Consider the following 24,531-nt stretch of genomic DNA (forward strand, 5'->3'; position numbering starts at 1 on the left):
ATTCTCTAACATGACCTACCAAAACCTTGACCTAACCGGTAGGTAACTTTCTTGTGTTGTCCGCGGACCCCGGTTCCCCCCGGGCCTGTCCCCCACAGCCGTTAGCGTGGCGACCATGGCAAAAGCAGCGAAGACGACGTTCCGGTGCGCCGAGTGCGGATGGACCACCCTCAAGTGGGTGGGACGCTGCGGCGAGTGCCAGGCCTGGGGCACCGTCGAGGAGGCCGGAGCCCCCGCTCCCATGGCGGTCGCGTCCGCCCCGGTGACCTCCCGGGCCCGCCCCATCACCGAGATCAGTGTGGAGAGCGCCGAGGCGGTGCCCACCGGGGTGGACGAGCTCGACCGGGTCCTGGGCGGCGGCGCGGTTCCCGGCGGCGTCGTGCTGCTCGCGGGCGAGCCCGGCGTGGGCAAGTCGACCCTCCTCCTGGAGGTCGCGGCCATGCGCGCCGCCAAGGCCCCCGTCCTCTACGTGACCGGCGAGGAGTCGGCCGGACAGGTCCGGCTCCGGGCCGAGCGCCTCGGGGCCCTGTCCGACCAGCTCTTCCTCGCCGCCGAGACCTCCGTGGCCACCCTGGCCAGCCACGTCGACGCGGTGGCGCCGCAGCTGCTGATCGTCGACTCGGTGCAGACCATGGTCTCTCCCGAGGCCGCCGGAGTCCCCGGCGGCGTGACCCAGATCCGGCAGGTCACCGGCGCGCTCATCCAGATCGCCAAGGAGCGCGGCATCGCCACCGTGCTGGTCGGCCACGTCACCAAGGACGGCTCGATCGCCGGTCCCCGTCTGCTGGAGCACCTGGTGGACGTCGTCCTCCACTTCGAGGGCGAGCGCCACTCCCAGCTGCGTCTGCTCCGCGCAGTCAAGAACCGCTACGGGCCCACCGACGAGATCGGCGTCTTCGAGCTCACCGAGAAGGGCATCCACGGCCTGCCCGACCCCAGCGGGCTCTTCCTCACCGAGCGGACGGACCCGGTGCCGGGCACCTGCGTCACCGTCACCCTGGAGGGGCGGCGCCCCCTCATCACGGAGGTGCAGGCGCTGGTGGCGCCGACCCCCCTGCCCGCGCCCAGGCGCGCGACCTCGGGCCTGGACACCTCAAGGGTGAACATGATCCTCGCGGTGCTGGAGAAGCGCACCGGCATGAAGCTGGCCAACATGGACGTGTACGCCTCGACCGTGGGCGGGGTGAAGCTGGGCGAGCCCTCCGTGGACCTGGCCCTGGCCCTGGCCGCCGCGAGCTCGAACAACGACGTCGCCCTGCCGGGCGGTTTCATCGCGATCGGCGAGGTGGGTCTGGCCGGTGACGTGCGCAGCGTGAACGGCGTGCGGCGCCGGGTCGCCGAGGCACAGCGCCTGGGCTTCACACAGGCGGTGGTGCCCAAGCACTTCGGCGACCCGGTCCAGGGCATCCGCGTGCACGAGGTGGAGGAGCTGAGCGAGGCCCTGTCCTGGGTGGAGCGGCGGGGCCGACGCCGGGGCGCCCCCCGTGGCTCCGCCGAGGACTAGCCAGCCCGGAGCCTAGAAGTCGAAGATCACGCCCTTGGCACTGGACAGCGCGCACGCGTTGCCGAAGGTCTCCTCGTAGTCCTCGGCGCCGCTGACGCGCACGGTGACCGGGCGGTACTCCATGGTGCAGACGCCCTCGGACGTGGCCCGCACGCTGGCGATGTCACCGTGCTCCGCGATGAGGTCGCAGGCCTCGGCGGCGCGGGGGTGCTCGCCACCGGCCGGGTCGCACTCCAGGCTGGCCTGGCGGGCCCAGCTCGTAGCGGTGTCGCCGCTCTTCTCGACGGCGCCGAAGACCTCCAGCGTGTACACGGTGCCGCGCTCGTCCGCGAGGGCGGGCGCCGTCGCCGTCACGGCGAAGGCGACAGCGGCGGCGGCACAGGTCAGGGCGGTGGCGATGCGATTCACTGGGAACTCCCGGGACGAGAACTAGGTTCGACACGAATAGTAGCCACACGGTGACGATAAGTTGTGTGTTTTGTGTGAACCCGTCCCGACCCGGGAGCGGAATCAGGCTTTGAGCTGGAAGACGAGCTGGTCGACGCTGCCGACGAGGTCTCCGCGCAGGTTGGCCTTGTACCACCCGGGCTGCGCCTTGGCGCCGCCGTCACGGCAGTCGGTGAAGGAGCGCTCCAGGTCCCAGCTGAGGGTGTACTCGTGCGGGCGGCCCTGGGTGAGCTGGCGCTCCTCCTTGCTGTTGCCCTCGACGCAGTCGGCGGAGGAGTAGATCCGGTCGTCGCCGGAGTCCAGCCGGAGCTCGATCGCCTCGGGCCCCACGTCCACGGTGCAGGTCTGCTCGGCCACGTTGACCACGGTCACCTTGAACTCGGGCTTGGCGCCGCCGCCGAACACCTCCCGCTCCTTCTCCGCGAAGTCGAAGGTGACCACCACGTCCTGCGGACGGCAGTGGTCCTCGGGGCGCTCCGGGGCCGCGGCCTCGGCCGACTCGTCGTCGGAACCGCCCCCGGACCCCTCCTCGCCCTCGGACGGGGACGCGGACGGGGAGGCGGAGGGCGACGGGGAGGGTGAGGCGGACGGATCCGCGTCCTCTTCGTCGGTTTCGGCGTCGGAGGGCTCCTCGGCTGGGACACTGGAGGAGGCCTCGGGCTCCTCGATCGCCGCCTGGGAGCCCGTCGGCTCGCCCTCGTCGGAGGTGTTCCGGAACGCGAGGGCGACCAGAGCGAACACCAGCATCACGCCAGCCAGGACGAAGGCGCGTCGCTTCCAGTAGGTCTCACGGCTGACGGGTGCTGGTTGTCCGGTACTTGACGCCATGGGCCGTAGTATTGCGGTTTTGCGTGCCACCCACCTACTCAACCCGCCGATTTCCCGTTAAAGATGAGCGATAACCCTTACAGCACCGCCGTTCTGGCGTGGTACGAGACCAACGCCAGGGACCTGCCCTGGCGCCGCCCCGAGGCCTCCGCCTGGTCCATCCTGGTCAGCGAGATCATGCTCCAACAGACCCCCGTCGTGCGGGTGCTCCCCGCGTGGGAGGCCTGGATGGAGCGCTGGCCCACCCCCGCCCACCTGGCCAAGGAGCCCTCCGGCGAGGCGGTCCGCATGTGGAACCGGCTCGGCTATCCGCGCCGGGCCCTGCGCCTGCACGCCTGCGCCGTGGCCATCACGGAGGAGCACGACGGCGAGGTCCCCGACGACCACGCGACCCTGCTGTCGCTTCCGGGGATCGGCGCGTACACGGCGGCGGCGGTCGCGAGCTTCGCCCACGGGCAGCGGCACGCCATTCTGGACACCAACGTGCGGCGTGTCCTGGCCAGGACCGAAACCGGGATCGAGTACCCGCCGAAAACCCAGACCAAGGCGGAGACCGCTCTGGCCGAGGCGCTCCTGCCTCCGACGGCCTCCGTCGCGGCGCGCTGGGGCGTGGCCGTGATGGAGCTGGGTGCCCTGGTCTGCACGGCCCGCTCGCCGCGCTGCGCGGACTGCCCCATCGCCGGGCAGTGCGCCTGGAAGCTCGCGGGGAAGCCCGCGTACGACGGACCTCCCCGGCGCGGGCAGACCTACGCGGGCACCGACCGCCAGGTCCGCGGCAAGCTCCTCGCGGTGCTGCGCGCCTCGCCCGAACCGGTGGTCAAGGACGCCCTGGACGCGGTCTGGGACGACGGTGTCCAGCGTGAGAGGGCCCTGGACGCCCTGGTCTCCGACGGTCTGGTCGATCCCCTGGACGACGGCCGCTACGCCCTGCCCGGCTGACCGGAGCGGGCCCCGGTCTCCGGGGCCCGCCGGGTGCGGGTCCTCAGTCCATCCGGGCGTCGACCGCCCCGGCCCCCTCCGCGTCGAACTCCGCCTGCGTGCCGTCGAAGGCGCCGCTGCAGGGCGCCCCCGGCTCGGGAGCGTCCGGGCTCTGCTCGTACTCCAGCAGGAAGTCCGTCAGGCGCGGGTCGGCGGGGTCGTCGAGCGTGAGCTGAGCGCCCCAGGCCGAGGCCACCACCGGTGACGGGAGGCCCTCCATCGGGCTGACCAGGACGTAGGAACCCGGGGTGTGGTGCGCGGTCAGCGTCGCCAGCGCGTCGTCGGACAGGCCGGGGTCGTGGGTGATCCACACCGCCCCGTGCTCCAGGGAGTGGACGGCCGCCTCGGTCAGGACCGGCTCGTCGTACACCCCGCAGTTCTGCCAGAAGTTGTAGTGCTCCCCGCCCACCGGCGGGAACTGGGCGTAGTCGACGGTCTCGCCGGTGTCCACGTGGTTCTTGGACAACCCCTCGAAGGTCTCGACCCCGTCGGGGCGCGCGGCGCCGCCCCCTCCGGAGCCGTCCGGGCCACTCGCCCCGCCCGACGCCCCGGCGCCGCCGTACAGCCAGAAGCCGCCGAGGGCCGCGCCGCCCAGCAGGACCAACGCCAGGGCGACACCGCCGACGATGAGCCACGGAGCCGCCGACCGGCGGCCCGGCTGGGGCGCGGACGCCCCCGGATACCCGTACGGCGGTTGGCCGGGCGGCGGGCCCTGCGGCGGCTGCCCGGAGGGCGTGTACGCGGGGGGCGGCCCCTGGTACTGGGGCGGATACGGGCCGGGCGGCGGGCCGGGCGGCGGGCCCTGCGGCGGCTGCCCGGGCTGGTGGGGGCCCTGCTGGTACGGGCCCTGCGGGTGCTGGCCCCGCTGGTACGGGTCCTGCGGGGCGTACGGGGGCGGCGGCCCCTGCGGCACGGGACCGGGCGGGCCCTGACCCGCCGGAGGCCCCTGGGAGGCGTCGTGCGGCCCCGAGGGGCCTTGCGGGAAGGGGGAACCGAGGGGCGCCGACTGCGGCGGCTGGGAGCCGTCCGGACGGGGTTCGTTTGGATTGGCCACGGACGGCACCCTAGCGTCCGGCCACCCGCCCCCGCTCCCGAAGACGACGACGGGGGCGCCCCCGAAGGGACGCCCCCGTCCTCAGACCACCGCCGGTTCGGGACCGGCGGGCCTCACTACTCGCCCTTGGCGGCGGACTCCACCTCGGGGGTGTCCGGCACCGCGTCGGGCTTCGGCACACCCTTGAAGGTGAACTTGGCGTCCGTGCCCTCGCCCTCGGCGTCGATCACGACGATCTGACCCGCCTTGAGGTCGCCGAAGAGGATCTTCTCGGAGAGCTGGTCCTCGATCTCCCGCTGGATCGTGCGACGCAGCGGCCGCGCGCCCAGGACCGGGTCGAACCCGCGCTCGGACAGGATCTGCTTCGCCTTGGGGCGGAGCTCGATGCCCATGTCCTTCTCCTTGAGCCGGTTGTCCAGGCTCGTGATCATCAGGTCGACGATCTGGAAGATCTCCTTCTCGGTCAGCTGGTGGAAGACGATGACGTCGTCCACACGGTTGAGGAACTCCGGCCGGAAGTTGGTCTTGAGCTCCTCGCTGACCTTCGCCTTCATCCGCTCGTAGTTGGTGTTGGCGTCGTCCTCCTTGGCGAAGCCCATGGCCTGGCCCTTGGAGATGTCCCGCGTACCCAGGTTGGTCGTCATGATGATGACCGTGTTCTTGAAGTCGACGTTGCGACCCTGGGCGTCGGTGAGACGACCCTCCTCCAGCACCTGGAGCAGAGAGTTGAAGATGTCGTTGTGGGCCTTCTCGATCTCGTCGAACAGGACCACGGAGAACGGCTTGCGGCGCACCTTCTCGGTGAGCTGGCCGCCCTCCTCGTACCCGACGTAGCCGGGGGGCGAACCGAACAGCCGCGAGACCGTGTGCTTCTCCATGAACTCGGACATGTCCAGCTGGATCAGCGAGTCCTCGTCCCCGAACAGGAACTCGGCCAGGGTCTTGGACAGCTCGGTCTTACCCACACCGGACGGACCGGCGAAGATGAACGAACCACCGGGACGCTTGGGGTCCTTCAGACCGGCGCGGGTACGGCGGATCGCCTGGGAGAGCGCCTTGATGGCGTCCTCCTGGCCGATGACCCGGCGGTGCAGCTCGTCCTCCATACGCAGCAGGCGCGAGCTCTCCTCCTCGGTCAGCTTGAAGACCGGGATGCCGGTGGAGGCGGCCAGGACCTCGGCGATGAGCTCCTCGTCGACCTCGGCCACGACGTCCATGTCGCCGGCCTTCCACTCCTTCTCCCGCTGCGCCTTCTTGTTGAGCAGCTGCTTCTCGTCGTCGCGCAGGGACGCGGCCTTCTCGAAGTCCTGCTCGTCGATGGCCGACTCCTTGTCGCGGCGCACCCCGGCGATCTTCTCGTCGAACTCGCGCAGGTCCGGCGGCGCGGTCATCCGGCGGATGCGCATCCGCGAACCGGCCTCGTCGATGAGGTCGATCGCCTTGTCCGGCAGGAAGCGGTCGCTGATGTAGCGGTCGGCCAGCTGCGCGGCGGCCACGAGGGCGCTGTCCGTGATGGAGACCCGGTGGTGGGCCTCGTAGCGGTCACGCAGACCCTTGAGGATCTCGATGGCGTGCGTGATCGTCGGCTCGTCCACCTGGATCGGCTGGAAGCGGCGCTCCAGCGCGGCGTCCTTCTCCAGGTACTTGCGGTACTCGTCGAGCGTGGTCGCACCGATGGTCTGGAGCTCACCCCGGGCCAGCATGGGCTTCAGGATGGAGGCGGCGTCTATGGCACCCTCCGCCGCGCCCGCTCCGACCAGCGTGTGCAGCTCGTCGATGAAGAGGATGATGTCGCCGCGGGTGCGGATCTCCTTCAGCACCTTCTTGAGGCGCTCCTCGAAGTCACCTCGGTAGCGGCTGCCCGCGACCAGGGCGCCCAGGTCCAGCGTGTACAGCTGCTTGTCCTTGAGCGTCTCGGGGATCTCACCCTTGACGATCTTCTGGGCCAGGCCCTCGACCACGGCGGTCTTGCCGACACCGGGCTCACCGATGAGCACCGGGTTGTTCTTGGTGCGCCGTGAGAGCACCTGCATGACCCGCTCGATCTCCTTGTCCCGACCGATGACCGGGTCGAGCTTGGACTCGCGCGCGGCCTGCGTCAGGTTGCGACCGAACTGGTCCAGCACCAGCGAGGTGGAGGGGGTGGACTCGGAGGAGGCGCCCGTGGCCTGCGGCTCCTTGCCCTGGTACCCGTGCAGCAGCTGGATGACCTGCTGGCGGACCCGGTTGAGGTCCGCGCCGAGCTTCACGAGCACCTGGGCGGCGACGCCCTCGCCCTCGCGGATCAGGCCCAGCAGTATGTGCTCGGTACCGATGTAGTTGTGGCCGAGCTGAAGCGCCTCGCGCAGCGACAGCTCGAGGACCTTCTTGGCGCGCGGGGTGAAGGGAATGTGTCCCGACGGCGCCTGCTGGCCCTGACCGATGATCTCCTCGACCTGCTGCCGAACCGCTTCGAGGCTGATACCAAGGCTTTCCAGAGCCTTGGCGGCGACGCCCTCACCCTCGTGGATGAGGCCGAGCAGGATGTGCTCCGTACCGATGTAGTTGTGGTTGAGCATCCTGGCTTCTTCCTGAGCCAGAACCACCACTCGCCGCGCGCGGTCGGTAAACCTCTCGAACATGTCTCGTCGCTCCTCTACAGAGCGGTCAGGCAGGGACGGCGATGACCGACCCGACTCTTCCGCATATAGGCCCCACAGGGATTAACCGCCCCGGGGAGCACTGTCGCACCCGCCCACCCTTCCGGCTGCTGCCGACAGGGTGGACGTCTCCGTACGGCCGACCGCAGCCGTCCGTGCCAGAGACTTTCCCCGACGATAGGGCGTTCACCCAACATCCAACTACCAATTGGCGCGTCAGATTTCCCTGTACGCCGAAGGCGAACGGCCCGGGACTCCCATCCATCACGAGAGTGCCCGGGCCGCACGTGCGTAAGCCGGATTATCGGCTCTTAGCGAACAAGCGGAAGCCGTGTTGTTCTTCAAGCGGAAATGGTCCGAACCATCTCCCGGAGTGACCCCGGTGACCCTGGGTCGACCCGCGTGCGTCCCACCCCGGCGGCGGGCCGGGGCCGAACTCCTCGCGCTCGCGGGCTCCTCACTCCGTGGCGCGGAACCGAGCCGCGCGCGCACGCCGCCGAACCGCGCCGCCTCGTGGGCGGGGGTCCCGCGCGTGTCTGCCGCCCGCGCGCCCTCCGCCGTCGATGACGACGGGACCGCGGTCGCCGTTCCGACACCTCCCCGGCCTCGGGCCGGGGGCAGCTCCGTCGGGGGCTCAGGCCTCGCGTCCCGGTGTCACGGGTCCTGTCCAACGAGGCTCCGCGACGAACGGGTCCGGGGCTCGGCCCCCCGAAGCGTGGGGCGAAATGTCGACCAGACCACCCCTATTTCCGCCGCCCTGGGCGGCGGCAAACCTAACCCTTGACGGCCTCGTATTCGGCGACGATGGCAGCGGGGATGCGGCCGCGCTCATTGACGGGCTTCCCGGCGGCCTTCGCCCACGCGCGAATCTCGGCGCTGCGCTCACGGCTGGGAGCATTCCGGGTGCCGCGACGAGCGGTACCGCGGGCCTGCTTCGCGGGAGCCTTGCGGGAGGCCTCAATGAACGGAGTAAGAGCCTCACGGAGCTTGGCGGCATTACCCGCGCTGAGGTCGATTTCGTACGTCGATCCATCGAGACCGAACGTCACCGTCTCCTCGGCCTCGCCGCCGTCGAGGTCGTCGACCAGGAAAACCTGGACCTTCTGTGCCATGGAATCAAACCTTTCAGCAGAGCGGTGTCTCCACACCTGAATATAAAGCTATCTCGCGAGAACGCGAAAGACAATTCCCGGCGTGCCAGAAATCACCTGGACCCGCATCGGCGGGATTCGGGGTCGCCGGAGCAGCGCGGGGCTGGCGAGTTGGCCCGCACACGCTGACCCCCAACGCGCTCGGCGCGCCGGGGACCGGTTCAGCCAGGCACCGTATCTAACGAGCCTCGGATTCGGTACGTTCCCCATCCTGGGCAATCGGCGTCTCGTTCGTCGCCCGGGTCTCCTCGACCCCGGCCGCGCCGTTGTCGACGGCGGCCTCCTCATCCTTCGCCTCGTCGCTGACCAGGCTCCCGTCCATCCTGCGCGGCGCCATCTCCTTGCGCAGCAGCTTGATGACGAAGGCACAGAACACGGTCGCGACAACCACGGGCGGGATGAGCGCGGACAATACGTCGATCAGTCCAGGGGGGAGCACCGATGACAAAAAGTCACCCATCGAAGCGGCCTACCCTTCCTGGTTGTTACTTATTGCAGCAAATACCCGACTCAGTGTCGGGTCCGCGCTGGGGGATGGCGCTCCGGCACCGCCGGGCAAACGCATACCAGACATCATAGACATCGTTTGCCCCCGACTTGACACCGGACGTACCGAAGATGGCCCTTCAAAGCCTGATGGTGGCCAATGTCCGGTGGTCTGTTCCACCGTCACGCGGAAGACCTCGGCCACGGCGACGGGCGATCGCGGACGGTGTCCCACAAATCCGGGATGCCGAACGTCCCGTCGTCACTTCAACCGGGGAACCGGCGATCCTGACGGACGCAGGTACACATTACCTGCCTTGTTCCACACCCATACCACCCGGTGCGGTTAAGGACCTACGTCCATCGGGGGATCCGGCGAACCGTTCCGAAGGGGAAGCCCGCCCTATCGGGGGCCCAAAACCTTTAGCCGGACACCCTTGCCGGACTGCCGTCCAGGTGCACAAGCATCCGGGTGTTCCCCAGGGTGTTGGGTTTGACCCGCTCCAGGTCAAGGAATTCCGCCACGCCCTCGTCATAGGAACGCAGGAGTTCCTCGTAGACACGGAACGGGACCGGGGTGCCCTGGATCGGGGCAAAGCCGTGTTTGGCGAAGAAACCGGTCTCGAATGTCAGACAGAACACACGGCGCACGCCCAACTCACGCGCCGTGTCCAGCAGTTCGGTCACGATTCGGTGTCCGACGCCGAAACCGCGCAGGGAGGGGTCCACCGCGACGGTGCGCACCTCCGCCAGGTCCTCCCAGAGGACGTGGAGGGCCCCGCAGCCGACCACCCGGAGTTCACCCTCCGGCACGTCGTCCTCGCCCGTCGCCGGGTCGGGAACACTCTCCGCCTCGGCCACCCAGAACTCCTGGATGTCCTCGTAGAGGTTGACCGTGCTCTTGGAGAGCACGCGGCGGTCGACGGAGTAGGTGTCGACGAGGCGGCGGATGTGGGTGACGTCGCGCGTCCTGGCGCGACGGACCCGGACATGACGAACGGGCATAGCCGGACCAGACTACGCCCAAGCGACCTCCCACCGAAACGCTCCTCATGCGGTGGGGGGTGACTCGGTCTGCTGAACCGGTATGCCCGCGGTGTCTCCCGGCGTCCGCCGGGTGGCGTCAGATCAGATGAGCTGACGCCTCGCGGCCCACACGACCGCCTCGATGGGTGTGTTCACGCCCAGCACGTCGCAGATGTTGCGGATGCGACGTCGCAGGGTCCGGGCGCTGAGTTCGAGGTGCCGGGCGGCCACCTCGGTGGTGACACCGGTGGCGATCTCGGCGAGCAGTTCGAGCTCCTCGTGACTCAGCTCGACCGGCGCGTAGGGGCCGTTGAGCGTGTTCTCCCGCGAGCGGGCCTGCAGGGGAACCACGTTCTCCCTGTGCTCCCGCGGCGCGAGGGGGTTCTGGTCCTCAACGGTACGTCGTACGAGTGTGGCCTGTTCCACTCCGTCCTCCCTCATCCATGTGAGTGCGGAACATCAACTCGTCACCGAGGAGTCAAGCGCGTCGACTGGCTGTCGGCGCGGGTGAGCCCCGAACCACCCCGACCGCTCCCGGAGCCCCTCTGGCACAGGGGCGGGAGTAGGAGGGGAGCACGAGACACACGGACCCCGAACGCTGGGGTCTGGGACGGACAGACCACATCGTGGGTACGTGTGCGGCGGGTTCCACGGATCGCGTCTCGACCCGTGCCCCGGCTCACCGTTGTTCTCGATCACTTCGGCAAACACGCGGACCGAAGTCCGCCCTCAGCACGCTAGGCGGAGCGGATGATACCGTCAAGGCCCGATAAATCACCATGCGTGACGACGTGGAATCCCTGGGTCACATGATCAGGGGTCGGGAATTGCCCTTCCCATACTGACCTGCGCAAACAATCTCCGCCATTGTCGGAGCTCCGATTACTCAACTTTCAAGGGAAAAACCGGGTTCTTCCCTCCGGGACATCCCGCCCTGCCGGGGGGTTCGCCCCTTCTGGCCCACGGGTGAGACGGGTCCCGTGGTCTCGGCCACACTCCGGCTCGGGGCCCACGACTCGGGGCCGCCGCACCTGAGGTGCGACGGCCCCGAGAGAGTCCGCTCCGGTCCGGCCCCGACGAGGCCCGGCCGTCAGTCCCCGGAGGGCTTCACGATCGGGAAGAGCACCGTCTCCCGGATGTTCCTGCCGGTGAAGGCCATGAGCAGGCGGTCGATACCGATCCCCACACCTCCGGTGGGCGGCATGCCGTACTCCAGGGCGCGCAGGAAGTCCTCGTCCAGCTGCATCGCCTCGGGGTCGCCGTCGGCGGCCATCAGCGACTGCTCCGTGAGGCGACGGCGCTGCTCGACCGGGTCGACCAGTTCGGAGAAGCCCGTGCCGAGCTCCATTCCGAACCCGATCAGGTCCCACTTCTCGGTGAGCAGCGGGTCCTCGCGGTGCTGACGGGTGAGCGGGCTGGTCTCCAGCGGGAAGTCGCACACGAACGTGGGCTGGATCAGCGTGTGCTCCACCAGCTCCTCGAAGACGTGCTCCACCAGCTTGCCCGGCCCCCACTCGTGGCTGAACTCGACGCCCTTGGCCTCGGCCAGGCGACGGACCTCCTCCACCGGTGTCCTCGGCGTGACCTCGGCCCCCAGGGCCTCGGAGACCGAGCCGTACAGCGTGACGCGCGGCCACTCCCCGCCCAGGTCGAAGGTCTCGCCGTCACGCTCGATCGTGGTGGAGCCGAAGACCGCGCGGGCCGCCTCCTGGATGAGCTCTCGGGTCACCTCCGCCACGTCGTCGTAGTCGGCGTAGGCCTGGTAGAACTCCAGCATCGTGAACTCGGGGTTGTGCGTGGAGTCCGCGCCCTCGTTCCGGAAGTTCCGGTTCACCTCGAAGACCTTCTCCAGGCCGCCCACGACCAGCCGCTTCAGCGACAGCTCGGGGGCGATGCGCAGGTACAGGTCCATGTCGTAGGCGTTGATGTGCGTGACGAACGGGCGCGCGGTGGCGCCACCGTGCACGCGCATCAGCATCGGGGTCTCGACCTCGATGTAGTCGCGGGAGCTCAGCCCCTCGCGGATCGCCCGGATGGCGGCCGAGCGGCTGCGCACCATCTGCTGCGACTCGGGGTTGACGATGAGGTCCACGTAGCGCTGCCGCACCCGGGCCTCGGGGTCGGTCAGACCCTTGTGCTTCTCCGGGAGCGGGCGCAGGCACTTGGCCGTCAGCGTCCAGTCGCTCACCATGATGGAGAGCTCGCCACGGCGGGAGGTGATGACCTCGCCCTCCACACCCACGTGGTCACCGAGGTCCACGTCGGCCTTCCAGGCGTCCAGGCCCTCCTTGCCGACCTGGTCCAGGGACAGCATGATCTGCACGTCCCCGGTCTCGTCGCGCAGGGTCGCGAAGCACAGCTTGCCGCCGGAGCGGTAGAGCATCACGCGACCGGCGATGGCGACCCGCGCCCCGGTGTGGGTGTCGGGCTCCAGGCCCTGGTGTTTCTCACGCACGGGACCGATCGACGTCGTCCGCGGGTAGTTCACGGGGAAGGGGTCGGTGCCCTCCTCCCGGAGACGGTCCAGCTTCTGCCGCCGGACCCGCATCTGTTCGGGCAGGTCGTCATAGTCGTCGTGCGTGTCATTCACGGGCCCGATCCTACCGGCGTCGGCGCCCCCGGGTGCACCGCGCGAGGGGGCCGCGGTACCGGCGGCGGGTGGGCGCGGGGGCCGCCCACCCGGGGGATCAGCCCGCGTTGCGTTCGAAGACCAGGCGCAGCCCGGTGAGGGTGAGCCAGGGCTCGTGGACGTCGACGGTCTCGCACTCGCTGACCACCGTGCCCGCCAGGCCTCCTGTGGCGACCACCGTCACGTCGTCCGGGTTGTCGGTCAGTTCCGCGACCATGCGGTCCACGATGCCGTCGACCTGCCCGGCGAAGCCGAAAACGATCCCCGAGCGCAGCGCCTCCGTGGTGTTCTTGGCGATGGCCGAGCGCGGCCTGACGATCTCGACCATGTGCAGTTGGGCCCCCCGCCGGGACAGGGCGTCCACCGAGATGTCGATGCCCGGGGCGATGGCACCGCCCACGTACTCGCCCTTGGAGCTGACGGCGTCGAAGGTGGTCGCGGTCCCGAAGTCCACCACCACGCTGGGCCCCCCGTAGAGGTGGCTGGCGGCCAGCGCGTTGATGATCCGGTCGCTGCCCACCTCCTTGGGGTTGTCCATCCGGATCGGCACGCCCGTCTTCACCCCCGGTTCGACGATCACCGCGGGCAGGTCCCCGAAGTGGCGGCGGAACATGTCCCGCATCTCGTGCTGGACGGAGGGGACCGAGCAGCACATGGCGATGCCGTCGACCTCGCTCGGGTCGTTCAGGGAGCTGCCGTCGATGAGCCCGCGCAGGACCACCGCCCATTCGTCGGCGGTGCGTCTGGTGTCGGTTCCCACTCTCCAGTGTTCGAGAAGGTCGTCGGAGTCGAAGAGACCGAAGACCGTCTCGGAGTTGCCGACGTCGATCGAGAGCAGCATTCTGGGGGCCTCACTGGTCGAATTGGTGTGTACCCAAGGAATCCTCCACCAAGAGGGCCCCTCACAACAGGTCGAGCGCGATATCCAGAGCCGGGCTGGAGTGGGTGAGCGCCCCGACCGCCAGGTAGTCGACCCCGGTGCGGGCGACGTCGGCGGCCACGTCCAGGGTGAGTCCGCCACTGGACTCCAGGCGGGCGCGACCGTCCACGAGGGCCACGGCCTCGGTGAGCCGCTCCACGGGGAAGTTGTCCAGCAGGATCTCCTCGGCCCCGGCGGTCAGGGCGTCCTCGATCTGGTCGATCCGGTCCACCTCGACCTCCAGGGGCAGGTCCGGGAAGCGCGCGCGGATCGCGCGGACCGCCTCGGCCACTCCCCCGGCGGCGACCACGTGGTTGTCCTTGACCAGCCCGGCGTCACTGAGGCAGTAGCGGTGGTTGACCCCGCCGCCGCAGCGGACCGCGTACTTGTCGAGGGCGCGCAGCCCCGGCGTGGTCTTCCTACTGTCCCGGATCCGCGCCCCGGTACCGGCCACGGCGTCGACCCAGGTGCGGGTGGCGGTGGCGACGCCGGACATGTGGGTGAGCAGGTTCAGCGCGGTGCGCTCGGCGGTGAGCAGGTCGCGGGTGCGGGCGGTGACGGTCATGAGCACGTCGCCGCGTTTGACGGAGTCGCCGTCCCGCGCCACCCGCGTGACGTCCACCGCGCCCTCGGCCACCATCCAGAAGACGAGCTCCGCAAGGGGGAGCCCGCTCACCGTGCCGTGGGCTCGCGCCACCACGTGGGCGGTGCGGACCTGGTCGGCGGGGATGGTCGCCACGGTGGTGACGTCGATCCGGGGACCGGCGGTGAGGTCCTCCGCCAGGGCGCGGCGGACGGTGTCCACGTGGGACTGGTGCGGGGCGGTCCACGGGAGGGTGAACTCCGCGCGCGCCTCCGGTGAGGGGTCGGGCTGGGCCAGGGGGAACGCGATGGCGTCGAGCTCGCTCACGAGGGCGGGTGGCAGCTCGGGCTCCCGGATCTCGTCGGTGGTCACGATCGTGTCCCCTTCCAGTCGGACGACCACGGGCCGCACGCGCAGCTCGGGTCGGGGTTCGGGTGTGTCGGCGCGCTGGTGCGCGCCCCGGCTCTCGGTGCGGTGCAGCGCGGCGGCGGCCACGAGGCGCGCCACGGTGAGCAGGTTGGTGGCCTCCCACGCGGCGACGCCGGGGGCGACACGCGAGGTGGGGGCGGCCAGGGCGTCGAGCCGGTCGACCAGTGCGGCCAGGCCCTCGCCGGTGCGCAGGACACCGGCGTCGCGGGACATCAGGGCACGGACCGTGGCGACGGTGGACGGGTCGGCCAGCGGCGCGGTCGCTCCGGTGGTCCGCGCGGACTCCGTGCTCCGCCTCTCCTCCCGGGCCAGACGGGTGGCGATCCGATCGGCGTAGACCAGGCCCTCCAGGAGGGAGTTGGAGGCCAGACGGTTGGCCCCGTGCACGCCGGTGCGGGCGACCTCCCCCACCGCCCACAGGCCGGGGACTCCGGTGCGGCCGTCGATGTCGACCTCGACCCCGCCCGAGGCGTAGTGCGCGGCCGGGGCCACCGGGACGACCTGGGTGAGCGGGTCGATCCCGTGGGAGCGGCAGGAGGCCAGGATGGTCGGGAAGCGGCGCTCCCAGGTGGCCCGGCCGAAGTGGCGGGTCTCCAGGTAGACGTGGTCGGTGTCCTGTTCGGCCATGGTCCGGGCGATGGTGCGGGCCACGACGTCGCGGGGGGCCAGGTCACCGAGCTCGTGCACCCCCTCCATGATGCGGTGGCCCTCGGCGTCCACGAGGTAGGCGCCCTCGCCGCGCAGGGCCTCGGAGACCAGGGGCTGGCGTCCGCGCGCGTCCGGTCCGAGCCAGAGCACGGTCGGGTGGAACTGGATGAACTCCAGGTCGCGCAGGCGGGCCCCGGCACGGGCGGCCAGCGCGAGGCCGTCGCCCGTGGACACGGTCGGGTTGGTGGTGGCCGCGAAGACCTGGCCCATCCCCCCGGTGGCCAGTACCAACGCGGGCGCCAGGACGGCGCCGACGCCGTCGCGTTCCCCCTCACCCATGACGTGCAGGGTGGCGCCGAGCACCGCTCCGTTCTCCGGATCGCGCAGGGCGTCGAGGGCCACGGCGTGTTCTACGACCTCGATCCGTTCCTCGGACAGGACCGCATGGACCAGGGCGCGCTGGATCTCGGCTCCGGTGGCGTCGCCGCCCGCGTGGGCCACCCGGTCGGCGCGGTGCCCGCCCTCACGGGTCAGGGAGAGGCTCCCGTCGTCGTCCCGGTCGAACTCGGCGCCGAGGGAGATGAGCCAGCGCAGCGCGTCGGGCCCCTCGGTGGCCAGGACGTGCACCGCCTGGGGGTCGCACATCCCGGCACCGGCCAGGAGGGTGTCGACCATGTGGGCGACCGGACCGTCCTCGGGGGCCATCGCCGCCGCGATGCCGCCCTGGGCGTAGGCCGTGGATCCGGTGGAGAGCCGGTCCTTGGTGACCAGGACGACCCGGCCCGTGTCGGTTCGGCGGACGTAGCGCAGCGCGGTGCTCAGACCGGCGATGCCCGAGCCCACCACGGCGACGTCGGCGTGGACGGTCCACCCCGGTTCGGGGGCCTCGACACGGGTCTGTCTGGCAGGTGTCATCTGGGGGTCTCTCCTGGGGCGGTGGAGCAGTGCGGCGGGACGGTCACGACGGGAGGCCCACCGTCACGTTGTCGATGAGCCGGGTCCGGCCCACCCAGGCGGCGACGGCCAGGACGGCGTCGCCCCGGTGGTCGTCGGCGGCGTCAGCGAAGGTCGCCGGGTCGACCAGGGCGAGGTAGTCGAGTTCGACCGGCGGGGCGGCCCGGGCCGCCTCGTCCAGCACGGCGCGGGCGGCCGCGCGGACGGCGTCGGCTCCCCCGGGCGCGGCGTCGGCGCCCGCGCGGAGGGCGCGGGAGAGGTGGAGGGCGCTGGCGCGGTCCCGCTCGGTGAGGTAGACGTTGCGGCTGGAGGAGGCCAGGCCGTCGGACTCGCGGAGGGTCGGGGCGCCGACGATCTCCACGGGGAGGTCGAGGTCCGCGACCATGCGGCGGACCAGGGCGATCTGCTGCGCGTCCTTGGCCCCGAAGACCGCCAGGTCCGGGCGGACCAGCTGGAACAGCTTGGTGACCACCGTGAGGACACCGGTGAAGTGGCCGGGGCGGGAGGCGCCCTCCAGGCGTTCCCCCATGGTCCCGGCGTCGACGGTGACCATCTGCGGACGCGGGTACATGGTGGCGGTCTCGGGTGCGAAGACCACGTCCACACCCTCCTCGGCGCACAGCCGGGTGTCTCCGGGCAGGTCACGCGGGTACTGGTCCAGGTCCTCGTTCGGGCCGAACTGGAGCGGGTTGACGAAGATGCTGACGACGACGGTGTCGGCGCTTTCGCGGGCCAGCCGCATGAGGCTGCGGTGGCCCCCGTGGAGGGCGCCCATGGTGGGGACCAATCCGACCCGGCCCGCGTCGGTCAGGGCGCGGCGCAGTTCCTCCGGGGTACGGACGACGAGTGGACCGGTGGCGCGGTCGCGCCGGACGGGATCGGTCATGGTTCTCCTTCGTGGTCTGCCGGGGCCGCGTCGGGTCCGGGGCGGTGCCGGTGTCCGTGCGTGTGCCGGTGGACGTCGTGGAAGCGGTGGCGCGTCAATGTGCGCGGGGAACCCTCGTGGCCGGAGGGCCGCGCCTCGGGATCCGGGGCCCGGTTGACGGCCGCCGCCGGGACGGTCAGCGCCGGAGGACGTCCAGCAGTCGGGCGGCGTCCTCGGGCTTGAGCATCCCGGCGTTGATGGCGCGGTCGGCGGTGAGGCGGGCCAGTTCGACGTAGCTGGCCACGCTCTCGGGGGCGTGCTCGCGCAGCTGCTCGACGTGTCCGGCCACGGTCCCGGCGTCGCCGCGCAGGACCGGCCCGCTCAGGCCGTGGATCCCCAGGCGCAGGGCGTTGTCCAGGGCCGCGCTGAGCATGGGGGCGAGCATCCGGGCGGGTTCGGGCACCCCGGCTGCGGAGAGCAGCGAGGCGCTGTCAGCGACCAGCGTGACCAGGTGGTTCGCCCCGCCCGCGAGGGCCGCGTGGTAGAGGGTGCGCCTGTCCTCCGCGATCCACACCGGTTCGGCGCCCATCTCGACCACGAGGGCCTCCGCGATGGGCCGGAGCTGTTCCGGCGCGGTCACGCCGAAGGCGCAGTTGGCGAGCCGTTCGACGTCCTCGTCGCGACCGGTGAAGGTCATGGCCGGGTGCAGGGCGAGCGGGAGGGCGCCGACGACGGTGGCGGGCGCGAGGATCCCGTAGCCGTGGGCGCCGCTCGCGTGGACGAGGATCTTGCCGCGCAGGTCGGTCCCGGTCGCGGCCAGGCCCTCGACGAGGTCGGGGAGCGCGTCGTCGGGAACGGTGAGCAGGACGAGGTCGCTGGCCTCGGCCACCCGGGCCGGTTCGAGGACGCGCGCGCCGGGCAGCCGTTCCTCGACGCGGGTCCGTGAGGCGTCGGAGACCGCCGACGCGGCCACGACCCTGTGCCCGGCCCGGGCCAGGGCGACGCCCAGGACGGAGCCGACCCGGCCCGCCCCGATCACGCCGACGCGCAGGCGGGCGGGGCGCCCCTCGGTCGTCTCCATCAATCGTGTCCCCTCGTGGTCCGGTGCGTCCGCTTCATCCGCACCGTGCTCTGAGCACACGATAGCCCTCCGGGACCGCTGACCAGCCGCCCCGCCCCCGGGGTGGGGACGGGGCGGAGGAGCGGCGGGGAGAGGGGGCGGGTGAGGGCACCCGCCCCACGGGATCAGTTCTGGATGATGACTCCGGAGTTGAAGCAGGAGCCCAGGGACTGGCCGAGGACGGCGTTGGAGTTGCCGCAGCCCTCGTTCTCGGCCTCCAGGTCCTTGATGTAGGAGATGTTGCCGCTGGCGTTGGAGTGGTGCGGGGTCCAGGGTCCGTGCGCCGCGGCGGGGGCGGCGGAGAGGAGGACTCCGGCGGAGGCGAGGAGCACGGCACCGGTGGCGAGCGTCTTCTTCAGCACTTCTTGTCTCCTTCAATGTCCGGACGGGGGGCCGTCCGGACTCGCAGTGACCCTTCGGTGGCGCCCGGGGGCGTCGAGAAAGAAGTTATCGACGCACGGCTCTCGTGAACATGGCCTGAGCTGCATTGATCACAGGGGATCGGCTGGCGTTGACACTGGGTGACGGGACGTCCCGGCGTCGATCGGGACAAAGGAGGGGACTTCGGCCTCCACGGCGTGCGCGCAGCGTGACGGGGGTTCGGGGTTGCAGTCAGACACCAACCCCGGTTCCGGGCGCGCACCACGGCCCCGCGCGGACTCCGGGCACACGAAAGGGCGCCACTCCGTCGTCACGGAGTGGCGCCCCTGCGCGGAAAGCTCGCTGGCCCTGGGCCGGGTCGGATCGGTCGGGACGTCGCCGACCGGACACCCCCGCCCGGACGGGCCGGGAGGTCAGTCCGGCACTTAGTTCTTGACGACCGCGCCGGAGCCGGTGCAGTTGGCACCGGAGACGCCCAGGATGGAGATCGCGTTGCCGCAGACGTTGATCGGCGCGTCGACATCCGCCACGAGCTGGTTGCCGCTCAGGATGCCGCCGTTGCCGGAGGTGAAGACGTTGCTGTTGGCCATGGCAGGAGTGCCGGCGAACAGGACGCTGCCAGCGGCAGCGGCGATGGCCGTGGCGGCGAGAGCCTTCTTCAGCATGTGTTTTCTCCCGTCAGACCGGCGAGCGGGGGCGCCAACCGGTCGATAACGTTGACGATGTGTATGACAGTGAACACTCAACGTGTTCACCACTATTTAGCCATACTCCGTCGCGCTCCGTGGCCAGAACACGAAAGAGTTTTCCGGTCCTGACCTGGAAGTATCACCATGAGTGAGAAGACATGTCGGACATGCAACCCCGAACCACAGCCTCTGCGGCCCCAGAATGTGACACACGTCACTCTGGCGCCCCGGGGGTGTCACCGCCCGAACCCGCCGATTTCTCACCCTCGTCCCCGCTGTTGGTCGAGTCTCCGTGCATGGTCGCCCGGGTGGCCCACCGTTCCGTTCCCGCCGAGGGCACTCTCGCGCGCCTTCCGTTCTCCACCAGGACGTCCAGGAAGCGGCGCCCCTCCCCCGCCTCGCGGTCGGCGGCCCGCGCCGTGACCGGCCCCGGAGGCGTGTCCACGTCCACGGTGACCCGGCCCCTCAGCTGCGCGACCGGACCGGCCGAGAGCCGCAGCGCCTGCATCCGCTCCACCGGCACGATCTCGGTCACCCGGCACAGGAGCCCGCGCACACTCACGAACAACCGCTCGTCCACCCCCACCGCCTGCGGCAACAGGACACGGTTGTCCACCAACGGCACCAGCGCCGCCTCGCTCTCCGGGAACACCTCGTTCACCAGAGCGAACGCCCTCCCCCGGGGCGCCACCGGAAGCAGTGCCGTCGAGTCTGCCTGGCGCGCGCCCGCGTAGCCCGCCACCGTCGCCTCGACCCGGGCCACCCCGAGCGCCCGCCACAGCAGCGGCTCCACCACGCGCACGGCCTGCACCCGGCCGGGCGGGACCGTCTGCATGCGCCGCTGGAACATCCCGTAACGCAGCCTCAGCCCGTCCGAGGACGACGAAGCGTAGAAGTCCGTGTACCGCGCCAGCGGGCCCCAGTAGTAGCGCAGCAGCCCGAGGACGAGCGGGACGGCCCCGGCCAGCGCTCCGGGTTCGAGGAAGACCACGAACGCGGTGAGCAGCAGGAGCAGCAGGACGAACGAGAGCAGCACCGGCACGCGGAACGTCAACGCGCCCAGGAGCAGGAGGAAGGGGAGCCGGTAGAAGGGCCACTCGGGCGCCTCGGGGGCACGGCCCGAGAGTCCGGCGGCGTGCGCCAGCACCGCCACGCGCATCCGCTCGGCCACCTTCCACGGCAGGCAGCGCAACCGGATGGCGCTCCCGTCACCGCCGGCCAGCTCGACCCTGAGCTCCGCGAGGCCGAACACCTGCATCAGCAGCGGTCGCACCACGTCCACCGCCTGGAGGCGGCTCAGCGGGATCTCCCGCGAGCTGCGCAGGAGCAGCCCGCTGTGTACCACCAGATGGTCCTCCCTCAGTCCGAAGGAGCCGTACCACCACGCGGGCAGCGCGTAGGCGAGGGAGCCGAACACCACGGCCACGGTCAGCATGAACACCCACGCGAGCCCGAACTGGCTGAGGATCGGGCCGACCAGCGCCACGAAGACCAGGGTGACCCCGATGACCTGGAGCGGGATGATCAGCCAGTGTGACCGGAACACCCCCCTGGTGACGTCGTCGGCCGGATCACGCCGCCGGGGCGGTGCCGGGGGACCCCAGGCCGGGCGCGGCGGCAGCACCGCCGGGCCCCAGGAGGGCGGCGGGGGCGGTCCGGGTCGGTGCGGCCCCCGCGACCACGGGCCCGGCTGCGGTCGTCCGTGCACTTACAACCCCGTGGAGAAGGTCTCGCTGCGCGCCGCGAGGCGGTCGCGCATCTGGACTGCGTCGGCCAGCGGAAGCCCCACCACCCGTGTGTCCGCCGTGCTCGCGGCGGTGCGCACCCGCACGGTCGCGATCCCCAGCGCCTGTTCGAGCAGGTCCGTCGTGACGTCCACGACCTGCATCCGGCCGTAGGGGACGACCACCAGCTGACGGACCAGCACTCCGTAGGTGAGGTACAGCTCGGCGGACCCCTCGACGTAGCCCCAGGAGCGCTGGAAGCGCCCGGCCAGCAGCCACAGCACGACGGCGGCCACCAGGACCAGCGCCGCCCAGACCACGGCCGCCCACGGTCCACGCCACAGGAACAGGAGCAGGGACCCGACCGCGCCTACGGCCAGACAGCCCGCGGCCGTCACCAGGCGGCGGTACCAGGCCAGCGCGACCGGAACCCGGGACCAGTCGTTGCCCCCGGGCGCCGCGAAGGCGTCGTCCACGGGGCGAGGGGGCGGTGCGGCCCCCTCCGGCGTCGGCGGTGTCGGTTCACTGGTGTCCACGGGCTCAGTCAATCATCAGCGGGCCGTGCCCGCCCGAAACGGCTCGGCCGTAACCCGGAGTCGACCGCGTTCCACCCCGTTCCGGGCGGGACGGCACGTCCTAGGCGAGCCCCGGTGGGTCGTTCCGGTCCTCGTCCTCGTCCTCGGGCACCCGGCAGGCGTGCTCCAGGTAGAGCGCGGCGGCGAGCAGCAGACCGGCGGCGAACGCCGTGCCCAGGGCGATCAGGAACACCTCGCGGTGGCTGGGCAGCTCCAGCCGCCCCGTGACGGACAGCGCCGTCCCGGCGAAGTACCCGGCGGCCAGCGAGGCGAACAGCGCGCTGGCCTTGGCCAGTGCCAGCAGACGGGCCGCGCTCAGCGGCTCCATCGGCTCGGTCCCGGGCGCCCGGCGGACCCGGCGCGCGGTCCGCCCGGCGGTGAACCCCTCCGCAAGGGCGAGCAGCACCAGGGTCGGGATCGCCGACCACGGCATCAGGGGCAGACCGCTCACCGAGTTGGCGACGAGCAACCCCGCCAGCGCCCCGAGGAGCGCCAGCAGGGTGGGGACGCGCCACCCGGTCGGGGCGAGCGTGCCCCCGCCCTCACCCGACACGTCCGGCCTCCCCGGGCAGCCGGAGCCGCAGGTCCTCCCGGACGGTCAGCTCCTGTTCCCCCTCGGTGTCGGCCTCCTCCACCCCGGCCAGCAGGGTGGCGACCGGGGCCCGGCCGGGCAGGACCGCGCCGGGGTCCGTGTCCAGCCAGGGCCGCAGCACGAACGCGCGCAGGTGCGCGCGCGGATGCGGGAGGGTCAGCTCCGGGTCGTCGTCGGTCACGTCCCCGAAGGCGATCACGTCCACGTCCAGGGTGCGTGGCCCCCACCGGACCTCGCGGACCCGCTCGAAGGCGCGCTCGGCGGAACGGGCCAGCTCCAGCAGGTCCTTGGGGCCGACGGTGGCGTCCACGACCAGGACCGCGTTGAGGAACGCGCCCTGGTCGGGCCCGCCCACCGGAGCGGTCTCGTAGACCGGGGAGACCGTCACCGGGGTGACGCCCTCCCCCGCCGAGAGCAGGTCCACCGCGCCCTGGAGGGTGGCCCTGCGGTCCCCGAGGTTGGACCCCAGGGAGAGCACGGCCCGCGTCGCCGGGCTCACCACGGGCCCCTCCGCCCCCGGGTGACGGTGACCGCCACGTCCGCGAACTCGTGCTCGATGGGCGCCGACGGCTTGTGCACCGTCAGTTCCACCCCCTCCACCAGGGACTCGGCCAGGCACACCCCGGCCAGGCGCTCGGCCAGGGTCTCGATCAGGTTCACCGGCTCGCCGGTGACCACCGCGACCAGCCGGTCGGCCAGCTCGCCGTAGTGCACCGTGTCGCGGACGTCGTCGCTGGCCGCGGCGGGGGAGGTGTCCAGGTACAGCACGGCGTCCACGACGAAGTCCTGCCCGTCGCGACGCTCGAAGTCGAACACCCCGTGGTGGCCCCGGGCCCGCAGGCCGCGGAGCTCGACGCGGTCCCGCATCAGTCCTCGGCCTCCGCCTCGTCGTCGTCCTCCATCAGCACCGGGGAGGCGTGGTGCGACCACAGCCGCCACCCCTGTTCGGTGTCCACGAACAGGTTGGTGGTGACCACCTGACCGCCCGCGACGAACCCGGGGCTGCCGTCCTCCGCCGTCAGCACGTTCTCCTCGCACGTCACCATGGCGATGTCCCCGCCCACCCCGATGTGCGTCTCGGTGAGCACGTACTGGATGTAGGTGACGTTGGCCATGATCAGTGACCACGCGCGCATGATCTCGGTACGGCCGCGCAGGAGCGGCCACCCGGGGTTGACGCACACCAGGTCGGGGGCCTCGTGCTCCTCCGCCCACACGGTGCGCATCAGGTCGATGTCGCCGTTCTCGATGGCGCTGTAGAACTGCGCGTTGGCCTCGCCCACGCGCTCCATGACCTCCTGGCGGGACTTCACGCGTCACCCCGGTCCACGGTCCGGTCCCGGCCCTCGGCGAGGCTGGCCCCGCCGTCGGCCCAGGCCGCCGCCACGCGCACGGCGTCGGCGTTCGGACGGACGTCGTGCACCCGGACCGCCCAGGCGCCGCGGTCGGCGGACAGGGTGGTCACGGCCGCGGTGGCCGCGTCGCACCCGACGAAGGGGCGGTCCTCGCCCTTGGCGTCTCCGAGCAGGCGGCTGAGGAAGCGTTTGCGTGAACCCGCCACGAGGACGGGCCGGCCCAGTTCGTGGAACCGGTCGAGGTTCTGGAGCAGCGCCCAGTTGTGCGCCTGTTCGGGACGCTTGGAGAATCCCAGACCCGGGTCCAGAACGATCTGGCCGGGGTCGACACCTGCACTGATCATGGCCTCCATACGGTCGCGGAGCTCATCGAGGACCTCCTGGACGACATCCGTGTACACGGCACGGCTCTGCATGTCATGACTATGCCCACGCCAGTGCATCAACACGTAGGCGACACCGGAAGAAGCGACGAGTCGCGCCATCTCGGGGTCCGCGAGACCGCCGCTGACGTCGTTGACCAGTACCGCACCGGCGTCGACCGCGCTCGCGGCGACCTCGGCCCGCATCGTGTCCACACTGACCGCGATCCCGCGCGAGGCGAGTTCGCGCACCACCGGTTCCACACGGCGCAGCTCCTCGGGGGCCGAGACCCGTTGGGCTCCGGGGCGGGTGGACTCACCGCCCACGTCGACGATGTCCGCGCCCTCCTCCACGAGGTGCAGACCGTGTTCGATCGCGCGCTCGGGGTCGAACCAGGACCCGCCGTCGGAGAAGGAGTCGGGGGTGACGTTCACGACCCCCATGACCAGGCACCGCCCGCGGTCGGGCAGCCCTGGAAGTGTGTGTTTCGGCGCCATGCGCATCACCCTACGCGTACGCCGAGGGGCCGGGGGCACACGGCCCCCGGCCCCTCGGCCGGTGGTGTCGGGGTCCGGACCGGGCGCCGCCCGCG

At 71.2% G+C, this 24,531-nt stretch carries 24 protein-coding genes; 2 read left to right on the forward strand and 22 right to left on the reverse strand.

The genetic code is table 11. The features are described 5' to 3' along the window. Positions 1–115 precede the first annotated feature (115 nt). The gene (radA, locus tag ACFW3L_RS10785; protein WP_378738726.1) at positions 116–1,504 is read left to right on the forward strand and encodes a DNA repair protein RadA; all 1,389 of its coding nucleotides are present in this window, start codon (positions 116–118) and stop codon (positions 1,502–1,504) included. Positions 1,505–1,516: 12 nt separating this feature from the next. On the opposite strand, the gene ACFW3L_RS10790 is transcribed toward radA, so the two are convergent. Next, on the reverse strand, positions 1,517–1,912 hold the full coding sequence (locus ACFW3L_RS10790) for an SSI family serine proteinase inhibitor (RefSeq protein WP_378738729.1): 396 nt from the start codon (positions 1,910–1,912) through the stop codon (positions 1,517–1,519). 102 nt (positions 1,913–2,014) lie between these two features. Further along, the gene (locus ACFW3L_RS10795; protein ID WP_378739062.1) at positions 2,015–2,698 is read right to left on the reverse strand and encodes a hypothetical protein; all 684 of its coding nucleotides are present in this window, start codon (positions 2,696–2,698) and stop codon (positions 2,015–2,017) included. A gap of 144 nt (positions 2,699–2,842) precedes the next feature. On the opposite strand from ACFW3L_RS10795, the gene ACFW3L_RS10800 reads away from it, so the two are divergent. Then, positions 2,843–3,718: an A/G-specific adenine glycosylase gene (locus ACFW3L_RS10800; protein ID WP_378738731.1), complete on the forward strand. Its 876-nt coding sequence runs from the start codon at positions 2,843–2,845 to the stop codon at positions 3,716–3,718. Between the two features lie 43 nt (positions 3,719–3,761). On the opposite strand, the gene ACFW3L_RS10805 is transcribed toward ACFW3L_RS10800, so the two are convergent. The 20 genes from ACFW3L_RS10805 to folP all read right to left on the reverse strand — a co-directional run bounded on the left by ACFW3L_RS10805 (position 3,762) and on the right by folP (position 24,436). Next, the gene (locus tag ACFW3L_RS10805; RefSeq protein ID WP_378738734.1) at positions 3,762–4,811 is read right to left on the reverse strand and encodes a DUF3105 domain-containing protein; all 1,050 of its coding nucleotides are present in this window, start codon (positions 4,809–4,811) and stop codon (positions 3,762–3,764) included. A 116-nt stretch (positions 4,812–4,927) separates the two neighbouring features. Then, positions 4,928–7,432 carry an ATP-dependent Clp protease ATP-binding subunit gene (locus ACFW3L_RS10810; protein ID WP_378738736.1) on the reverse strand — a complete coding sequence of 835 codons (2,505 nt, stop codon included), beginning with the start codon at positions 7,430–7,432 and terminating at the stop codon, positions 4,928–4,930. 791 nt (positions 7,433–8,223) lie between these two features. Continuing rightward, a complete protein-coding gene (locus ACFW3L_RS10815) occupies positions 8,224–8,562 on the reverse strand; it encodes an Lsr2 family protein (RefSeq protein ID WP_017542917.1) in 339 nt (112 codons plus the stop codon). A 217-nt stretch (positions 8,563–8,779) separates the two neighbouring features. Then, positions 8,780–9,061, reverse strand: a complete 282-nt coding sequence (locus tag ACFW3L_RS10820) for a hypothetical protein (RefSeq protein WP_378738738.1) — start codon at positions 9,059–9,061, stop codon at positions 8,780–8,782. Positions 9,062–9,510: 449 nt separating this feature from the next. Further along, a complete protein-coding gene (locus ACFW3L_RS10825; protein WP_378738740.1) occupies positions 9,511–10,092 on the reverse strand; it encodes an amino-acid N-acetyltransferase in 582 nt (193 codons plus the stop codon). Positions 10,093–10,215: 123 nt separating this feature from the next. Further along, a complete protein-coding gene (locus ACFW3L_RS10830; RefSeq protein ID WP_378738742.1) occupies positions 10,216–10,539 on the reverse strand; it encodes a LuxR C-terminal-related transcriptional regulator in 324 nt (107 codons plus the stop codon). A 664-nt stretch (positions 10,540–11,203) separates the two neighbouring features. Then, a complete protein-coding gene (gene lysX, locus ACFW3L_RS10835) occupies positions 11,204–12,703 on the reverse strand; it encodes a bifunctional lysylphosphatidylglycerol synthetase/lysine--tRNA ligase LysX (protein ID WP_378738745.1) in 1,500 nt (499 codons plus the stop codon). A gap of 97 nt (positions 12,704–12,800) precedes the next feature. Further along, complete coding sequence (locus tag ACFW3L_RS10840; RefSeq protein WP_378738748.1) at positions 12,801–13,583, reverse strand: type III pantothenate kinase; 783 nt, start codon at positions 13,581–13,583, stop codon at positions 12,801–12,803. Between the two features lie 61 nt (positions 13,584–13,644). Next, the gene (locus ACFW3L_RS10845; RefSeq protein ID WP_378738750.1) at positions 13,645–16,236 is read right to left on the reverse strand and encodes an L-aspartate oxidase; all 2,592 of its coding nucleotides are present in this window, start codon (positions 16,234–16,236) and stop codon (positions 13,645–13,647) included. Between the two features lie 43 nt (positions 16,237–16,279). Further along, on the reverse strand, positions 16,280–17,161 hold the full coding sequence (panC, locus tag ACFW3L_RS10850; RefSeq protein WP_378738752.1) for a pantoate--beta-alanine ligase: 882 nt from the start codon (positions 17,159–17,161) through the stop codon (positions 16,280–16,282). A 175-nt stretch (positions 17,162–17,336) separates the two neighbouring features. After that, a complete protein-coding gene (locus tag ACFW3L_RS10855) occupies positions 17,337–18,221 on the reverse strand; it encodes a Rossmann-like and DUF2520 domain-containing protein (RefSeq protein WP_378738754.1) in 885 nt (294 codons plus the stop codon). 164 nt (positions 18,222–18,385) lie between these two features. Then, entirely contained in the window at positions 18,386–18,622 is a 237-nt protein-coding gene (locus ACFW3L_RS10860; protein WP_378738756.1) for a hypothetical protein, read from the reverse strand. Between the two features lie 444 nt (positions 18,623–19,066). Beyond that, the gene (locus ACFW3L_RS10865; protein ID WP_352388334.1) at positions 19,067–19,306 is read right to left on the reverse strand and encodes a chaplin family protein; all 240 of its coding nucleotides are present in this window, start codon (positions 19,304–19,306) and stop codon (positions 19,067–19,069) included. 238 nt (positions 19,307–19,544) lie between these two features. Next, positions 19,545–20,954 carry a PH domain-containing protein gene (locus ACFW3L_RS10870; RefSeq protein ID WP_378738758.1) on the reverse strand — a complete coding sequence of 470 codons (1,410 nt, stop codon included), beginning with the start codon at positions 20,952–20,954 and terminating at the stop codon, positions 19,545–19,547. An 84-nt stretch (positions 20,955–21,038) separates the two neighbouring features. Further along, complete coding sequence (locus ACFW3L_RS10875) at positions 21,039–21,530, reverse strand: PH domain-containing protein (protein WP_378738760.1); 492 nt, start codon at positions 21,528–21,530, stop codon at positions 21,039–21,041. A gap of 160 nt (positions 21,531–21,690) precedes the next feature. Next, positions 21,691–22,182: a DUF3180 domain-containing protein gene (locus ACFW3L_RS10880; protein ID WP_378738762.1), complete on the reverse strand. Its 492-nt coding sequence runs from the start codon at positions 22,180–22,182 to the stop codon at positions 21,691–21,693. Beyond that, a complete protein-coding gene (folK, locus tag ACFW3L_RS10885) occupies positions 22,172–22,720 on the reverse strand; it encodes a 2-amino-4-hydroxy-6-hydroxymethyldihydropteridine diphosphokinase (protein WP_378738764.1) in 549 nt (182 codons plus the stop codon). Before folK ends, ACFW3L_RS10880 begins: the two co-directional genes overlap by 11 nt. Next, on the reverse strand, positions 22,717–23,088 hold the full coding sequence (gene folB, locus ACFW3L_RS10890; RefSeq protein WP_378738766.1) for a dihydroneopterin aldolase: 372 nt from the start codon (positions 23,086–23,088) through the stop codon (positions 22,717–22,719). Before folB ends, folK begins: the two co-directional genes overlap by 4 nt. Then, positions 23,088–23,534, reverse strand: coding sequence for a nuclear transport factor 2 family protein (locus ACFW3L_RS10895; RefSeq protein ID WP_378738769.1), 447 nt, complete (start codon positions 23,532–23,534; stop codon positions 23,088–23,090). The genes folB and ACFW3L_RS10895 overlap by 1 nt, the downstream gene beginning before the upstream one ends. Then, complete coding sequence (gene folP / locus ACFW3L_RS10900) at positions 23,531–24,436, reverse strand: dihydropteroate synthase (protein WP_378738771.1); 906 nt, start codon at positions 24,434–24,436, stop codon at positions 23,531–23,533. The genes ACFW3L_RS10895 and folP overlap by 4 nt, the downstream gene beginning before the upstream one ends. Positions 24,437–24,531 lie beyond the last annotated feature (95 nt).

It is taken from the genome of Nocardiopsis sp. NPDC058789, from assembly GCF_042745575.1.
GTDB lineage: Bacteria > Actinomycetota > Actinomycetes > Streptosporangiales > Streptosporangiaceae > Nocardiopsis > Nocardiopsis eucommiae.

Bases quoted from the DNA above. Each gene is read 5' to 3' on its own strand.
- ACFW3L_RS10810 (WP_378738736.1), bottom strand. From the start codon at position 7,432: ATGTTCGAGAGGTTTACCGACCGCGCGCGGCGAGTGGTGGTTCTGGCT.
- radA (WP_378738726.1), top strand. From the start codon at position 116: ATGGCAAAAGCAGCGAAGACGACGTTCCGGTGCGCCGAGTGCGGATGG.
- ACFW3L_RS10865 (WP_352388334.1), bottom strand. From the start codon at position 19,306: ATGCTGAAGAAGGCTCTCGCCGCCACGGCCATCGCCGCTGCCGCTGGC.
- ACFW3L_RS10855 (WP_378738754.1), bottom strand. From the start codon at position 18,221: ATGGAGACGACCGAGGGGCGCCCCGCCCGCCTGCGCGTCGGCGTGATC.
- ACFW3L_RS10825 (WP_378738740.1), bottom strand. From the start codon at position 10,092: ATGCCCGTTCGTCATGTCCGGGTCCGTCGCGCCAGGACGCGCGACGTC.
- folB (WP_378738766.1), bottom strand. From the start codon at position 23,088: ATGCGGGACCGCGTCGAGCTCCGCGGCCTGCGGGCCCGGGGCCACCAC.
- ACFW3L_RS10820 (WP_378738738.1), bottom strand. From the start codon at position 9,061: ATGGGTGACTTTTTGTCATCGGTGCTCCCCCCTGGACTGATCGACGTA.
- folP (WP_378738771.1), bottom strand. From the start codon at position 24,436: ATGGCGCCGAAACACACACTTCCAGGGCTGCCCGACCGCGGGCGGTGC.
- ACFW3L_RS10845 (WP_378738750.1), bottom strand. From the start codon at position 16,236: ATGACACCTGCCAGACAGACCCGTGTCGAGGCCCCCGAACCGGGGTGG.
- panC (WP_378738752.1), bottom strand. From the start codon at position 17,161: ATGACCGATCCCGTCCGGCGCGACCGCGCCACCGGTCCACTCGTCGTC.
- ACFW3L_RS10840 (WP_378738748.1), bottom strand. From the start codon at position 13,583: ATGCTGCTCTCGATCGACGTCGGCAACTCCGAGACGGTCTTCGGTCTC.
- ACFW3L_RS10795 (WP_378739062.1), bottom strand. From the start codon at position 2,698: ATGCTGGTGTTCGCTCTGGTCGCCCTCGCGTTCCGGAACACCTCCGAC.
- ACFW3L_RS10800 (WP_378738731.1), top strand. From the start codon at position 2,843: ATGAGCGATAACCCTTACAGCACCGCCGTTCTGGCGTGGTACGAGACC.
- ACFW3L_RS10815 (WP_017542917.1), bottom strand. From the start codon at position 8,562: ATGGCACAGAAGGTCCAGGTTTTCCTGGTCGACGACCTCGACGGCGGC.